At 59.4% G+C, this 13,964-nt stretch carries 14 protein-coding genes; 8 read left to right on the top strand and 6 right to left on the bottom strand.

Translation table 11 applies throughout. The features are described from left to right. Window position 1 precedes the first annotated feature (1 nt). The 4 genes from H5P28_RS13145 to infA form a co-directional block, all read right to left on the bottom strand. Complete coding sequence (locus H5P28_RS13145) at window positions 2–889, bottom strand: TIGR01777 family oxidoreductase (RefSeq protein WP_185676165.1); 888 nt, start codon at window positions 887–889, stop codon at window positions 2–4. Between the two features lie 80 nt (window positions 890–969). Beyond that, window positions 970–2,445: a cryptochrome/photolyase family protein gene (locus H5P28_RS13140; protein WP_246456192.1), complete on the bottom strand. Its 1,476-nt coding sequence runs from the start codon at window positions 2,443–2,445 to the stop codon at window positions 970–972. 329 nt (window positions 2,446–2,774) lie between these two features. Next, window positions 2,775–3,734 (bottom strand): cysteine synthase A, encoded by a 960-nt coding sequence (gene cysK, locus H5P28_RS13135; protein WP_185676164.1) that lies wholly within the window; start codon window positions 3,732–3,734, stop codon window positions 2,775–2,777. A gap of 71 nt (window positions 3,735–3,805) precedes the next feature. Next, a complete protein-coding gene (gene infA, locus H5P28_RS13130; protein ID WP_185676163.1) occupies window positions 3,806–4,081 on the bottom strand; it encodes a translation initiation factor IF-1 in 276 nt (91 codons plus the stop codon). A 233-nt stretch (window positions 4,082–4,314) separates the two neighbouring features. Here infA and H5P28_RS13125 point away from each other — a divergent pair, with 233 nt between their 5' ends. The 6 genes from H5P28_RS13125 (at window position 4,315) to H5P28_RS13100 (ending at window position 10,304) form a co-directional block, all read left to right on the top strand. Next, window positions 4,315–5,082: an exodeoxyribonuclease III gene (locus tag H5P28_RS13125; RefSeq protein WP_185676370.1), complete on the top strand. Its 768-nt coding sequence runs from the start codon at window positions 4,315–4,317 to the stop codon at window positions 5,080–5,082. 167 nt (window positions 5,083–5,249) lie between these two features. Continuing rightward, on the top strand, window positions 5,250–6,290 hold the full coding sequence (locus H5P28_RS13120; protein WP_185676162.1) for a TQO small subunit DoxD: 1,041 nt from the start codon (window positions 5,250–5,252) through the stop codon (window positions 6,288–6,290). Beyond that, window positions 6,287–6,958, top strand: a complete 672-nt coding sequence (locus H5P28_RS13115; RefSeq protein ID WP_185676161.1) for an ArsR/SmtB family transcription factor — start codon at window positions 6,287–6,289, stop codon at window positions 6,956–6,958. Before H5P28_RS13120 ends, H5P28_RS13115 begins: the two co-directional genes overlap by 4 nt. 252 nt (window positions 6,959–7,210) lie before the next feature. Continuing rightward, on the top strand, window positions 7,211–8,050 hold the full coding sequence (locus tag H5P28_RS13110; RefSeq protein WP_185676160.1) for a hypothetical protein: 840 nt from the start codon (window positions 7,211–7,213) through the stop codon (window positions 8,048–8,050). Window positions 8,051–8,091: 41 nt separating this feature from the next. Beyond that, entirely contained in the window at window positions 8,092–8,841 is a 750-nt protein-coding gene (locus tag H5P28_RS13105; protein ID WP_185676159.1) for a DUF1559 family PulG-like putative transporter, read from the top strand. A 95-nt stretch (window positions 8,842–8,936) separates the two neighbouring features. Next, window positions 8,937–10,304, top strand: a complete 1,368-nt coding sequence (locus H5P28_RS13100; RefSeq protein ID WP_221773422.1) for a sialidase family protein — start codon at window positions 8,937–8,939, stop codon at window positions 10,302–10,304. On the opposite strand, the gene H5P28_RS13095 is transcribed toward H5P28_RS13100, so the two are convergent. Then, window positions 10,298–10,447 (bottom strand): hypothetical protein, encoded by a 150-nt coding sequence (locus tag H5P28_RS13095; protein ID WP_185676158.1) that lies wholly within the window; start codon window positions 10,445–10,447, stop codon window positions 10,298–10,300. The two genes, H5P28_RS13100 and H5P28_RS13095, sit on opposite strands and share 7 nt — an antisense overlap. 68 nt (window positions 10,448–10,515) lie before the next feature. Between H5P28_RS13095 and H5P28_RS13090 the strand changes: the two genes are divergently transcribed. Both H5P28_RS13090 and H5P28_RS13085 read left to right on the top strand, forming a co-directional pair. Then, window positions 10,516–11,211 carry a hypothetical protein gene (locus tag H5P28_RS13090; RefSeq protein ID WP_185676157.1) on the top strand — a complete coding sequence of 232 codons (696 nt, stop codon included), beginning with the start codon at window positions 10,516–10,518 and terminating at the stop codon, window positions 11,209–11,211. Further along, window positions 11,208–12,419, top strand: a complete 1,212-nt coding sequence (locus H5P28_RS13085; protein WP_185676156.1) for a TolB family protein — start codon at window positions 11,208–11,210, stop codon at window positions 12,417–12,419. Before H5P28_RS13090 ends, H5P28_RS13085 begins: the two co-directional genes overlap by 4 nt. A gap of 123 nt (window positions 12,420–12,542) precedes the next feature. Here H5P28_RS13085 and H5P28_RS13080 read toward each other — a convergent pair whose 3' ends face one another. Further along, window positions 12,543–13,856: a Gfo/Idh/MocA family protein gene (locus tag H5P28_RS13080; protein WP_185676155.1), complete on the bottom strand. Its 1,314-nt coding sequence runs from the start codon at window positions 13,854–13,856 to the stop codon at window positions 12,543–12,545. Window positions 13,857–13,964: the final 108 nt, after the last annotated feature.

Below are 13,964 nucleotides of genomic sequence, written 5' to 3'. Positions count from 1 at the left end.
ACTACGACAAGAGGTGTTCGAGCGCCGGTTGCAAGGTCGGAAAACGGAAAACATACCCGGCGGCTTCGGCCTTGGCCGGGAGCACCCGCACGCTGGAGAGAACCGTCTCCTCCGCCATCTGCCCGAAGGCGAACTTGACCGCGAAGGCGGGCGTGGTGATGGCCGAGGGCTTGTCCATGACCTCACCCAGCGTGGTGGCAAATTCCGCGTTGGTCACGGGTGCGGGGGCGGTGGCGTTGACCGGCCCACTGATTGAATCGTGGTTGAGGCAGAAACGGATCAGCCCCACCACATCGTCGAGCGCGATCCAGCTCATCCACTGCTTGCCGTCGCCGATGGGGCCGCCGATCCCGGCCTTGAACGGCGTCAGAATTTTTTCCAGCGCGCCGCCATCGGGCGTCAGAACCACCCCGTTTCGCAGGAGCACCGTACGGACGCCCGAGGCGATGGCCGGGGCGGCAGCGGCTTCCCACTCACGGCAGACATCGGCCAGAAAGCCTTCCCCGGCGGGGGCATCCTCCGCCAAATCCCCGTCGCGCTCGATGCCATAGTAACCGATGGCCGAGGCATTGATGAAAACGCGTGGCTTCGGCTCCAGTTCGGCAATGAGGCGAGCCAGCAGTTCCGTTCCAGCGACACGGCTTTCGCGGATCTCACGCTTGACCGACTCGCTCCAGCGGCCGCCGATATTGCGCCCGGCCAGGTTGACGACAGCATCAACTCCTGCCAGCGCCCCGGCGTCGATTTCGCCGGTCTCGGGGTCCCAGCGGACGGTGTTCTCGCCCGGCGAACGGGAAAGGATCAGGCAACGGTGCCCGTCGGCTTCGAGTGAAGCGCGCAGAGCGCTTCCGATCAGGCCGGTTCCTCCGGCAATGGCGACTGTCATCATGGTGAATATGGTTTAGGCAGTATCGCCCGATGGCGAGGGAGAATCCCCGCCCCCCGGTAAAAGTTCACAGCAGTAAAAATTCACGAGCGGGCGGATTTGAATTTCTCGAACGCGGCCAGCGCGCGCCCGCGCCCCTCGACATGCCCCACGATTGGCTCGGGGTAATCGTTCCCCAACACCACCCCGCAATCCTCCAGCAGCGAAGCCGGAGCCTCCCACGGACGGTGGATGAACTTCGGAGGCAGCTTGGCCAGTTCGGGCACCCAGCGGCGCACGTAGTCGCCCTGCGGATCGAAACGCTCGCCCTGCGTCACGGGGTTGAAGACGCGAAAATACGGCGCGGCATCAGCCCCGCAACCGGCGGTCCATTGCCAGCCTTGGGTGTTGTTGGCCAGGTCGGCGTCCACCAACGTGTCCCAGAACCAGCGCGCGCCTGCCTGCCAGGGCTGAAGCAGGTGCTTGACCAGCAGGGAGGCCGCCACCATACGCACGCGATTGTGCATCCAGCCGGTCGACCAGAGCTGCCGCATCCCGGCATCGACCAAGGGGTAACCCGTTCGGCCGCGTTGCCAGGCCCGGAGCAAGTCAGCGTTTTCCCGCCAGGGGAAGTCGGCAAACTCCGGCCTCAGTGGCGCTTCCGGCGTCTGCGGGAAATGGTACAGCAGGTGATGCGAGAACTCGCGCCAGCCGATTTCAGCCAGGTACTTGTCCGCTCCGGCAGCAACCGCGCCCGCCCCCTGCTTTAGCGCGGCGGCAACCTCTCGCGGTCCAATCTGCCCGAAGTGAAGGTACGGCGAAAGCCGCGAAGTCCCGTCCTGGTCCGGACGGTCACGCTCTCCCTCGTACTCGTCAAGCCCCTCGCGGACAAAGGTCTCCAGTCTCGCCAACGCCCCCTCCCGCGTCGGCTGCCAAGCCTCGTAAAAGCCCGCATCCCAGTCCTTGTCGGGCAGCAGGCCAAGCTCGTCCAGCGCGAGCGAACGCGGGCATTCTTTGGCGGGTATTTTTGCCAGCTTTTTTAAATCCACCCGTACCGGGCCGGGCCACCCCTGCTCCCGGCAGGTCCGCCAGTAGGGCGTAAACACCTGAAAGGGATTACCGGACTTGTTACGGATCTCCCAGGGCTCAAAAAGCAGCGCCGCGTTACTAAAATAAATTTTAGCCCCGGATGCCAGCACGCCCTCCGCTACCTCCGCCTCCTGCGCGATAGCCGCAGGTTCGTAACGGCGATTGGCATACACCGCTTCGGCCCCTGTCTCGGCCAGAAGCTCACGCAGGCAGCCCGACGCATCCCCCTCGCGTAAAATCAGCGGGAGACCAAGCCGGTCGAGTTGATCAGCCAGATCAGCCAGCGCATGATGCAGCCACCAGCGGGAAGCGCCGCCGAGAGCCCAAGCCCCTTCGCCTGCCGGATCATGAACAAAGACCGGGAGCACCGGCCCGCCTGCCGCGAGTGCGTCGGCCAGGGCGGGGTTATCTTCCAGCCGCAGATCGAGCCGGAACCAGAGCAGAGAGGGTCGCGCAGGTGAGGAAAGCATCTGCCGGACAACCAATAGCATGTCCCGCAAATCGCAAGCCCGGGCGATTATCCCTTCGGTATTCTCACAAAAGACCCTTCAATCGCGGCCTTGCTCATATGCGGTCGGGTAGCAAAAACCGCCACCCCGAAGGGCGGCGGTCCTTAAGCTACCACTACTGCTACTACATCTACCTGTAGAAGAACTACAGCATCCTGAGCTATTCCACCCAAGACAAGCCTATTTTACCTCTATTTTACCAAAAGCCAATCCGTCAGATCCTGTAGATGTGCAGGATTTTTATACCGAGAGACAAAAAGACTCCCGGCCAAACCGGGAGTCTTTCAAAGCAAACGGGTTGCGAAATCGGCTCAGATATTGAATCCGGCGGCAACCTCCTGCCGGGCCTTTTCAGCCAGCGGGGTGCTCAGGTAACGCTCGACCGAGCTGCAGGCCACCGTGACGATCTTCTTCCCGGCCATTTCAGGACGGGCGGCCAGCGTCAGCGCGGCGCGAACATTAGCCCCAGAGGAAATGCCGACCGGAATACCTTCCAATGCGGTAAGTTCCTGCGCAGTGGAGAAGGCCTGCTCATTGGTAATCTGGATGACCTCGTCCACGATCTCCGTGTTCAGGTTCTTCGGGATGAAGCCGGCACCGATGCCCTGGATCTTGTGCGGGCCGGGCTTACCGCCGCTGATGACGGGGCTGGCCTCGGGCTCGACGGCCACGGCGTAAAGTTCCTTGCGCGACTTGATAACCTCAGAAACACCGGTGATGGTCCCGCCCGTGCCCACGCCAGAGACAAAGGCGTCGATCTTGCCGCCGGTCGCCTTCCAGATCTCCTCCGCTGTGGTACGGCGGTGGGCCTCCGGGTTGGCCGGGTTTTCAAACTGCTGCGGCATGAAGGCCTCACCCTTGTACTCCTCGACCAGTTCGGCGGCGCGGGTGATGGCCCCGCCCATGCCCTTCGGGCCGGGTGTCAGGACGATCTCGGCGCCGAGCATACGCAGGAGCACGCGGCGCTCCAGCGACATCGTCTCGGGCATGGTCAGCAGGCAGCGGTAGCCGCGCGAGGCGCAGACAAAGGCCAGGGCGATCCCGGTATTACCGGAGGTCGGCTCGATCACAAAACCACCGGGCTTGAGCTTGCCCGCCTTTTCCGCCGCTTCAATCATGGCCAGGCCGATACGGTCCTTGACGCTGGAGAGCGGGTTGAAAAATTCGCACTTGAGCCAGACTTCGGCTTCAAGGCCTTCGGTCAGTTTGTTGAGTTTGATCAACGGCGTGTTGCCGACCGTTTCCGTGATGCTGTTATAGGCTCCAGACATGACTGATAAGGGATTGGTGGGTTAAACGGGTGAGAGGACAAAAAGCAGGACGCGAAAGGCCACCGCGTTGCCTAGCGGCCGCGGCGGCGGGGGCCGAAGCTGCGCATGGGCGCATTGCGGTTATGGTTGGCGTTGCGCAGGCGGTAGGTGATGCGGGCGCGGTTGAGATCCATCGGGGTCATTTCCATCTTTACCATGTCCCCCGTCGTGATCTTGATAAAATTCTTACGCAGCTTGCCGGAGATGGTGGCAAGCACGACGTGCTTGTTGGGCAGTTCTACCCGGAACATGGTACCGGGCAGAACGGCGACGATCTTACCCTCGACTTCGATGACTTCGTTGGACATGCAGTGTGAACTAACTTTCGCTGGAATGAGCTGGAATGGAGTTGTGTAAAGGGTAATAAATGAGCCCGGTTGCCTAGTTTAGTCAAGTATTTACGGGCACAGCGGCCTATCCGCCCTGCGAAATAACCCCAAATCCGGCAGAAAAAACAAAGACACGCTAAAATCTTGTCCACCGCGACGGCAGGGCTTTGGCTGTACCGGTGAGTGAATCCAATCCGTCCCTGCCCAACGAACTGACCCTCGTCTCCTGGAATGTGAACGGCCTGCGCGCCGTCATGAAAAAAGGCTTTGGCGACTTCGTCGGCACCCACCAACCCGATATCCTCTGCCTGCAGGAGATTAAAGCGTCCGAGGCAGACATCCCCAAACTCGAAATCCCCTACGCCTGCCAGTACTACCACTCGGCGGAAAAAAAAGGCTACTCGGGCACGGCTATTTTTTCCAACGTTCCGGCCGCCAGTGTAAACCTCGACTGGCCCGACCGCGCCCTGCACCCGCAGGAGGGCCGCGTGCAGGTGGCCGACTTCGGACGCTTCTACCTGGTCAATGTCTATGTCCCCAATTCGCAGAACGAGCTGCGGCGACTCGGCTACCGCACAGGTGAGTTCGACCCGGCCTTCCGGGAAATGCTGACCGCATTGGCGAAGGAAAAATCCGTCGTCGTGTGCGGGGACTTTAACGTCGCCCACGAGGAAATCGATATCGCCCGCCCGCAGGCCAACCGCCGCAACGCGGGCTTCACCGACGAAGAACGGGCGGAATTCACCCGGCACCTCGAAAGCGGCCTCATCGACACCTTCCGTCACCTCAACCCCGGCCTGGCCGAACAGTACACATGGTGGAGCTTCCGCGCCGGAGCCCGCGCCCGCAACATCGGCTGGCGCATCGACTACTTCCTCGTCTCCAAAGACCTTGAGCCCCACCTGGCCGACGCGTTTATCCTCAAGGACGTCATGGGTTCCGACCACTGCCCGCTGGGCATCCGGCTCAAGTGGGACTAGGTCTTAAGCCTTCGGCATAATTATTGCGGGCTTACGCAGCCCGCACGCGCGGTGCGTGACCGCACAGGACAATAAGGGCTTCGCCCCGGCAGGAGCGTCTTTCGATTCCTACGTAAAATAATCAATTGATTATTTGACAATACGTTTATAGCGTATTGACTGCGGGCATGAAGCAGCAAGCCCTCCCCTCTCCCGCCGTCCGCCTTCCTCTGATCGCGGACGCTTTTTTCGCCGTTCGCCTCGTTCTGGGCTGGACCTATTTTTCCGCCTTCTGGCGGCGGATGATCATCGACTACAAGCTCGACCCCGAAGCGGCGGGCTACATCGGAGCCAAGTTCAATCACTTTTTGCCCAATGCTTTCCTGATCAAACCCGGGATCGAGTTCTTCGTCAGCCACCCCGAACTGCTGTGGTGGAAGCTGCTGCTCTTCACACTGGTGGAGGGCGTGGTCGGGTTGGCGCTCATGACGGGCTTTTTGACGCGTGCCGCCGGACTGGCCACCAGCCTGCTCGCGCTGGGTATCCTGCTGGGGGCGGGCTGGCTCGGCACAACCTGTCTCGACGAGTGGCAAATAGGCATCCTCGGCGTGGCCGGGGGGCTGGCCGTCGCCATCACCGGCGGAGGACGCTATTCCCTGGATTACCTTATCTCCACCCGCAAGCCGCAGTGGGACCGGCACGGGCTCTGCCGATGGCTTTCTCTCGGTTTCATTGAAAAATGGCCGCTGTCGCGCCTGGCGTTCTGGGGCGGGCTGGCCGCCTTCGCGCTCGCGCTGTTGACCAACCAGGTTTTTCACGGTGGCCTCTGGGGACCGCTGCATAACAAATCCGTGCGCCCGCTGGTGGAAGTTCAGAAAGCCCAGATCAGTGGGGATACCCTCAGCTTCACCGCCTACCGGGTCGAAGGGGCGGACGTTTACGGTTCGTTCCTGATCGGGGTTAGCATCCGCAGCGCTGACGGAGAAACGGTTGCTCACTGGGGGATGGAGGAGCTTGCCGACCTCCCCGAAGCTGACATTAAAAACAGCTACGTGGCCAAGATTCGCCCCGGTCCGCACGGGTTGATCCTGCCGCTTGGGGCACGGGCGCAGATCCACTTGCGCGACAAGGCGCTGGCCTCGCTCGCTCCCGGTGATTACAGCGTTGAACTTGAGGACATCAGCGGCGCACAATGGACGTCCCCCCTCCATATCGAAGCACAACCATGACCATCCCCCTCCAGGAGAAACAGCAGCAGCTCTACCGGCAACTCGCCCGCATCGGCGAGGCGCTGGCCAGCCCGCAACGCCTGAAGCTGCTCAGCCTGCTCAGCCAGGGGGAAAAGCACGTGGACCAACTGGCCGAGCTGACCGGTCAGTCGAAGGCCGCCGCCAGCGCCCACCTGAAAGTCCTGCGCGGGTCGCGGCTCGCGGACACGCGCAAGGACGGGCGCAACGTTTACTACCGCCTGGCCGGTGAGAACGTCAGCCGCTTCTGGCTGACGTTGCGGACGCTCGGCGAAGACCTCGACCCGGAAATGCGCGAGATCCTGCACGCCCATTTCGAAACCCCCGAAAGCCTCTCCGCGCTCTCAATGAGCGACGTGCTCCAGCAGGTTCAATCCCGCAAAAGCCTTTTGCTCGACCTGCGCCCCGAGGACGAATTCGCCGCCGGGCACCTCCCCCATGCCCGCAACCTGCCCTTTCCCCGCCTTGAGGCGCACCTTGGAGACATCCCAGCCAAGCGGCCCGTCCTCGTCTATTGCCGCGGCCCCTACTGCCTCATGGCGATCAAGGGTACTTCGCTCCTGCGCGATAGTGGCGTGCCTGCCCATCGGCTGCGCTTCAGCGTCCCCGAGTGGCGAGCCGCCGACCTGCCGCTGGACGACTCCCAATAGCCGCATCCAGCTTTTTTGGGAGTCTCAAGCAACGAGCCACTCACCACGGCAAGCAGAATCTGCCGTGCGATCGAGAACATAGGCAACAGCCATTTGGGACTGCCGCCAACCTCCATGTTATCATAACACGACGCCACAATTGAAAACCATCCCACAACCGCCAGTATCCACTCGCAGACCCGAAACCTATTCACCCCCATATTACCCATGAATAAAATGATTACGCCCACAAGAAAAAAGGTTTTTTCCGCAATGGCAATCGCCCTGCTTGCTCAATACGCAGGCGCTCAAACGACCTACCTCAACGATACTTTCAGCGACAACAATTGGCAGAACCAAAATCTCCCGTCCTCGGCGGAATGGTTCCAGTCGTTTAACAACCTGAGCACCGTGGAGGTATCGACCGGCAACTATGCCCTGCAAAACGCCCCGACCAGTGCCACCGTCCGGCAGGGAGTCGCCTACTTTACCTCGTCCACCGCTCCCGCGACGCTGAATTCGACCGGTGAAATCCTGAACGTTTCTTTCGATCTGACGCCAACCTCAGGCACACCCCAAAGCAACATCAACGGCTTGCGCTTCATGCTGGCGGATTCGGGATCGGCCCGGATCACCGAGCAGAACAGCAACCCGAATCTGACACTGAACGGAGCCTATGGCTTTTTCATCAACCCCACGGTCCAGCGCGTACGGGTCTATAACCGCACCTCCGAATCCGGATCGCTGTTGACCTCGCTGGGTGACCAATGGGGCAATGCCCTCGGTGACGACACCCCGGCCGATACATTTGCCATGTCTCAAGGGACCACCTACCAGGTATCAATCCAGTTCGAGCGTCTGTCCAATGGTGATGTCAGTATCACCTACACCACGAGCGACGGCAATAGTTCGGTCAGCAGCACCATCGTGGATTCGGTGTACAAAAACTACAGCTTCGATACCTTCGCCTTCGCGTGGAACAACGGTTTTGGAGACGGCACGATCGATAATGTCATGATCAGCACCGCCATCCCCGAGGTGTCCGGCAGTTCGCTTATCCTCGGCTCAATCGCCCTCGGACTGCTTGCTCTGTCCCGCCGCAGCAAGCGTTAATGCCTCGCGCCAGCATCTGTTGACAAACAGGGTAAGCCGACATGGAACTGATACTATCTCAGCGCAAGCGCACCCCCGGTGGTCACTACAAAGGGATGACTACAATCGAGCTTGTGGTGACGATCGCGGTGATCGTTATCCTGGCCGCCATCATCCTTCCGGCCATCGGGGTGGTTCGCGACAATGCACGAAGAACGCAGTGCGTCAGCAACCTGCACCAGATATACACAACGCTACAGTTGTACGCCGCAGACCATCAGGGGTACCTGCCTGCCGCCTCGCGCGCGACCGATCCATCCGTCCCCGCCAAGCAATCGCCAAATACCCGCTGGTCACGCGATCTCGATGAATACCTCCCTCAAAGCCGCCGGGCGGCGGAGACCTCGCTGCTCTGGGAAAATGAGTTGTTCGTCTGTCCGGCCGCTGTCACTCCCAGCGGTAGAAGCGGCCCCAAGTACATCCGGATGGCGTACAACTCAAGTGCTGCCTGGTACGGCGATGGCGGGACGAACCGCTTCGAACCCCGCCATTACAACTCCATTGCCAACCCCGCGTTGACGCCGCTGGTTTACGACGGTCGTCTGGGTCCGCGCTTCGAGATGCAGACCAACTATTACGCCAACTGGCCTCAGGCCAGCAGCGACCGCAACAACCCGCCGGACAGTATGTTGTACTTCTCGTTTCGCCACAACGGGAACATGAACGTGCTCACGGCCGATGGCGCCGTCAAATCCGTGGACCCCGTGTGGCTGGACAACCTGACCGAGCAAAAATGGAAGGGCATTGATTAACGCGCAACGCCCCAACGTTTTATTTCGTTCATCACGCCGTGGACTGGGCAGCCCTCTGCACGGATGACGACTCCCTTAAGCCCCTTATGCCCCTTATGCCAAGCTCCCCTCTTTTTCGTCGCCTTTTTTCTCATGGCTCACTCCCGGTCGCTGGCGTGCTCCTCTCGATGCTCGCAGGCGTCCGACCTGCATACGGTATCGACACGCCAACCGGGGCCCCGATCCGCCCCCTGGCACAAGACTATGTAATTGTCGCCGAGGCGGACCCGAAAATCGGGCCGCTGTTCAACCCGTCCATCGTCGCCCTCGACGATGGACGCCTCGTGGCCGCCTACCTCGTCAGCAAGAAGTACGCGAAATTACCTTCCGAACAGCACATTGCGACCTCGGATGACGGTGGCAAAACCTGGCAGCTCCGCCACACCGACTCCATCGGACAAAGCCGGCTGTTTGTCGATGGGGACAGCATCTATTCGCTCGGGTCGGGCAAATCCCTGCGCATTATCCGCTCCACCGATGACGGAGAGACGTGGTCCGCCCCTTCCCTGATCGCCACCGGACGCTGGCACCAAAGCGCGACCAATTACATCCATGCCAACGGCAATATCTATCTGCCGCTGGAAAAGCGCATTCACAACGACATCGATGCCTGGCCAGTGGGTGACTTCGCCCCGGTGTTGCTGCGCGGGCGCTCGGGCACGGACTTGACGCGACCTGAGAACTGGACGTTCGCAAGTGAGCTGGCGTTCGCCGACCTCATCCCCGGATACCGGGAAAACGATCCGGACCTCGACTGGTTCGGCGTTCCTTTTTATCCGTCAAACTATCCCGACAGCCAGTTGCTCGATCGCTCCTCCGGCGTTATCAGGTCCGTTGCGCCGATGGGCTGGCTGGAGACCAATGTAGCCCAAATCACCGATCCCAATCACTACTGGTACGACCCCGAGGGCAAGACCTTTCACCTGCTCATGCGCGCTCACACCGGCGGCACCGGATACGCGGCGCTGCTCAAAGTCGTAGAGCAGGAGGACGGAAGCATGCTGACTGAGTTGGAAAAAGTCCCCTCTGGTCGCACTCAACTTTTTCTCCCCCTGCCCGGCGGGCAGATGCGCTTTCACATCCTCTATGACGAAGAGACAGAGCTGTACTGGCTACTCGGCTCGCAGGCCACAGACTCCATGACGCGTGCCGACCGCCTCCCTGCGGCCCGCTTCGGCACTCCCAATAACGAACGCCACCGGATGGTCCTGCATTTCTCCAAAAACCTCGTGGACTGGTGCTTCGCCGGGGTAGTGGCGATGACTGACGCTCCCGACCAGACCCGGCATTACGCATCTATGGCGGTGGACGGAGACGACCTCGTGATCCTCTCCCGCAGCGGAGACGAGCGGGCCCATAGCGCCCACAACGGTAACCTGATCACCTTCCACCGCGTCAAGAATTTCCGCGACCTGGTTTACTGATCTCCCGCTCGCCGGGCCAGTATCCGCTTGATCGCGGCTCCGACATAGTTCCCGATTTCGAGCATCCCCTGCGGGGCGGGATGGACGAGATCCCGAGTCACCCCCAAGGGACGAAGCGGACGTGTATTTTTTTGTGAATACATCAAACGAGCCGGTGGCGTTTGCTCCTTCCTTCAAAGACTCAGACGGACAATTCACCTGGATACGCCCTATGGACGGCCAGGCATTTCAAATGGGGCTGGAGTCATCCATCAAATTGGAACCGTTTGAAAGCGTAATCACGGTCCGGACCCTTACATATGACAGAGATGGAGAATCACCCTCACCGAAGGAGCCCTCTCCAGCTATCCGTGAATGCCAGATCAAGCAGCCCTGGGCCTTACATGTCCCTGACAGGGGCATCACGCTTGAGCTTGAATCGCTCAAGCCGTGGACCGATTTCAGCGAACTGGCGGACTACTCCGGCCAGGCTGAATATCGCTGCACATTCGATTGCGAACAGGAGTTATCATCCGGACTGACGGCATTTCTGGAATTTGAAAAACCCGTAGCCGTAAAGCCGCATCGCTTTAGACCCGAACGCCGGAACATCGGCTTCTCGGTCTTCCTCAAAACCCCGGTCATGGATGCCGCACGTCTCTGGCTCAACGGGCAATATATCGGCTCATTATTCGCTCCGCCTTACCGGGTTGACGCGACGAGTGCCCTGAAGCGGGGCGTGAACACGCTCGCAATCAAAGTAAGCAACAGGCTCATCAACCAACTGAGTAATGCCATGCTTTACGACTTTGAGTACGTTCATAAAGCCTATGGAAAGCGCATCGAGGACATCCATGATTTCGAGAACCTGAGCCCGGCGTCATCTGGACTGGCGGGCAAACTCAAACTCATCTTTAGCCCAAAATGAGAAACACACCCACAATGACGGGCAACGCTCATTCCGGTGAATGCTCCCAACTTGAACGCATCACGCCGGAGTCAGGACACTTTTTTTACGGTTACTATGATCTGCCCGCCTGGGATAGTTCCGGGCAGCGGCATCTCGCGCACAGGGTAACGTTTATAGACCGCATTCCTAAGCCTGAAGATGCCACGGAGTTGGGATTCGTCACTACCGGCGACACTTCTTTTCATCCAGTGGCAACCACGAATGCCTGGAACTTTCAGCAGGGATCGATGCTCCAGTGGCACCCGCAGGAGCCGAACCAGATCCTGTTTAATCAGCGCGAGGGTCAGCAGTTCAAAGGCGTGATCCACGATCTGCACAAAAACCAAACGATCCGATTGCCCGCCCCCATCGCCAACGTCGATCCCCTCGGACGCTACGCGCTCAGTGTCAATTTCTCCCGCATGTTTGATTTCCGTCCCGGCTACGGCTACGCCGGGACGCCCGACCCGTTCGCCAGCCAAACGCAGCCGAACGCGGACGGCATCTGGCGCATGGAGCTGCCCGATGGCCCATGCAGATTAATCCTCTCCCTGGCCGAGCTCGGCGACATCTGCCGTCCCTATTTCGGGCAACAAAAGCTCCTCGTCAATCACCTGAATCTGAATCCTTCCGGGACCCGCTTTGTCGCACTGGTGCGGCATTTCCCGGACAAGCCCGGCGCCCCCTTGCGAACCATCGCCATAACTGCCAACGCGGACGGTTCCCGCCCCTTTATCCTTTGGGATGGAGGTGTCGCCTCGCACTACCATTGGCGCGATGACACCACACTCTCAATGGTCATCCGAACTCCGCAAGGGGCAATCACGCTGGCCGAGTTCCGCGATGAACAACCCGGATACACCCTGGTGGACCCAGCCTTCTTTCTAGACGACGGGCACCAGAGCTATTCCCCCGACCGCCAATGGTTGCTCTATGACAGCTATCCACAGGACGAAAAGCGCAGCCTCTATCTCTACGACTTGCGGCAAAAAATCGGTCACCGCCTTGCGACCGTCAAGTCCCACTCCATCAATACACCAGTCCGGCTGGAAACACGCTGCGACCTCCATCCGCGCTGGCATCCCGATGGTCGTCGCTTGTCCTTCGACTCGGTCCATGAGGGCTTTCGCGGGATCTATCGTCTCAATTTGCAGCACCTTCAGGCTTCCGCCAATCACAACGATTAGGATAACCTCGCTCTCCTCGCGGGGGAAACGGTCCGCTGCAATGAAAACAGCCCCGACCGTGTGCACGTAGGCCCGGCCGGAGCTGTTTATAGTTTGCTTAAACTTCGTTGGACTGGTTCAGCCTCAGTCGCGATTAAGTTTTATCAACTCCCCCACGCGGACAGGAAGGCCGGTCTCAAAGGACTGATTAGCCGCAATTCCGGTCAGGATAGACTTTGCGCCATCGATATGGAAAGCTGCCCGACTAAAGGGATCCTCTTCCTTATCTTGGCCGAAGATATCCCTCAACATGACAACATCGCCTCCCCCGTGTGACCCTTGGCATTCGCCGGGATCGACTTCGTAGGGCTTCTCCCATAAGGGACGAACCAGAATTTTACGGGTTTGGCTCTCCCCTTCGCCCTCTGCCCCCTTTCCGGTGTTGACGTAGGACTTCTCGACTTCTTCCAGTTCGATGCGTCCCTTGGTTCCATTAAAAGCGATACGAAATCCTTCCCAGGGAGAAAAAGCGGTCAGCGCATAGCTCATCTGAGCACCGTTCACGTAGCGGACCAGCACATTCATCGTATCCTCGATGTTGATTCCGTCGCCGAAGACGGACTGGTCCCGCAGATAACCGTCTTCGCTCTCGGCGTCGTAATATAAACCTTTCAGGTGATCGTCCGCTTTCAAATCGAGCGCAAAGGGATCATCCTTCGCCGCCGGGCAACCCGTACTCCTGTAGTAGAAATTCGTGACGCCCCGCTTTTCAGCGTTGGCACGTCCATAAAAGCCGAGCTTACCGAAACCGAAGACAATCTCAGGAGTCGAGTCCAGCCACCAGTTCACGAGGTCGAAGTGATGCGTGGATTTATGGACCATCAACCCGCCGGAGTTGATCTTGTTACGGTGCCAGCGGCGAAAATAGTCTGCCCCGTGGCGAGTATCCAGCAGCCACTCAAAGTGAACGGACTGCACATCTCCGATCACCCCCGACATAATGAGTTCCTTGACCTTGGTCCGTGAGGGAGAATATCGGTAATTAAAGGTTACGGTCAGGTTTTTGCCAGTTCGCTCAACCACATCGAGGATCGCCCGGCACTTGCCGGCATCTACCGTCATCGGTTTCTCCGTAATGACATCGCACCCGGATTTCATGGCACGAATAATATAGTCATGGTGCGTACGGTCCATCGTGGTGACGATGACCACATCAGGTTTTTGCTCGGCGATCATGCGATCAAAGTCGCTGGCCAGATAAGTCGGCACGGGATCTATTTTATGTTTTTTCCCATAAATACCGTTATGGTAGTCCATCCGAGTTTGTGTCCGGTCACACAGGGCGACCAGTTCCGAGGTGCCGGAATAAGTTCCGAGCAAAGCCTCTGAGAACAGGCTGGAGCGCCCCCCCAACCCGACAATAGCATAACGTTTCCTGGAAGATGAAGAGTCTGACATGCCGCTATAATAGCGTAGACAGCCGATAGCGTCCATGACATGGACGCTCATTAATTTGACATTTTCACTCAGTCGGATACATTTCCGATATGCTCGCCTATTTCAGTT

The sequence above is a fragment of the Ruficoccus amylovorans genome (assembly GCF_014230085.1).
GTDB classification, from domain to species: Bacteria; Verrucomicrobiota; Verrucomicrobiia; order Opitutales; family Cerasicoccaceae; genus Ruficoccus; species Ruficoccus amylovorans.
Note: the sequence above shows the minus strand (reverse complement) of the source record. Positions and strands in the feature narration are given on the sequence as shown.

Coding starts and splice junctions, on each gene's coding strand:
- H5P28_RS13145 (WP_185676165.1), bottom strand. CDS start 889: ATGATGACAGTCGCCATTGCCGGAGGAACCGGCCTGATCGGAAGCGCT.
- H5P28_RS13140 (WP_246456192.1), bottom strand. CDS start 2,445: ATGCTATTGGTTGTCCGGCAGATGCTTTCCTCACCTGCGCGACCCTCT.
- cysK (WP_185676164.1), bottom strand. CDS start 3,734: ATGTCTGGAGCCTATAACAGCATCACGGAAACGGTCGGCAACACGCCG.
- infA (WP_185676163.1), bottom strand. CDS start 4,081: ATGTCCAACGAAGTCATCGAAGTCGAGGGTAAGATCGTCGCCGTTCTG.
- H5P28_RS13120 (WP_185676162.1), top strand. CDS start 5,250: ATGAAGCAGCAAGCCCTCCCCTCTCCCGCCGTCCGCCTTCCTCTGATC.
- H5P28_RS13115 (WP_185676161.1), top strand. CDS start 6,287: ATGACCATCCCCCTCCAGGAGAAACAGCAGCAGCTCTACCGGCAACTC.
- H5P28_RS13110 (WP_185676160.1), top strand. CDS start 7,211: ATGGCAATCGCCCTGCTTGCTCAATACGCAGGCGCTCAAACGACCTAC.
- H5P28_RS13105 (WP_185676159.1), top strand. CDS start 8,092: ATGGAACTGATACTATCTCAGCGCAAGCGCACCCCCGGTGGTCACTAC.
- H5P28_RS13100 (WP_221773422.1), top strand. CDS start 8,937: ATGCCAAGCTCCCCTCTTTTTCGTCGCCTTTTTTCTCATGGCTCACTC.
- H5P28_RS13095 (WP_185676158.1), bottom strand. CDS start 10,447: ATGTATTCACAAAAAAATACACGTCCGCTTCGTCCCTTGGGGGTGACT.
- H5P28_RS13090 (WP_185676157.1), top strand. CDS start 10,516: ATGGACGGCCAGGCATTTCAAATGGGGCTGGAGTCATCCATCAAATTG.
- H5P28_RS13085 (WP_185676156.1), top strand. CDS start 11,208: ATGAGAAACACACCCACAATGACGGGCAACGCTCATTCCGGTGAATGC.
- H5P28_RS13080 (WP_185676155.1), bottom strand. CDS start 13,856: ATGTCAGACTCTTCATCTTCCAGGAAACGTTATGCTATTGTCGGGTTG.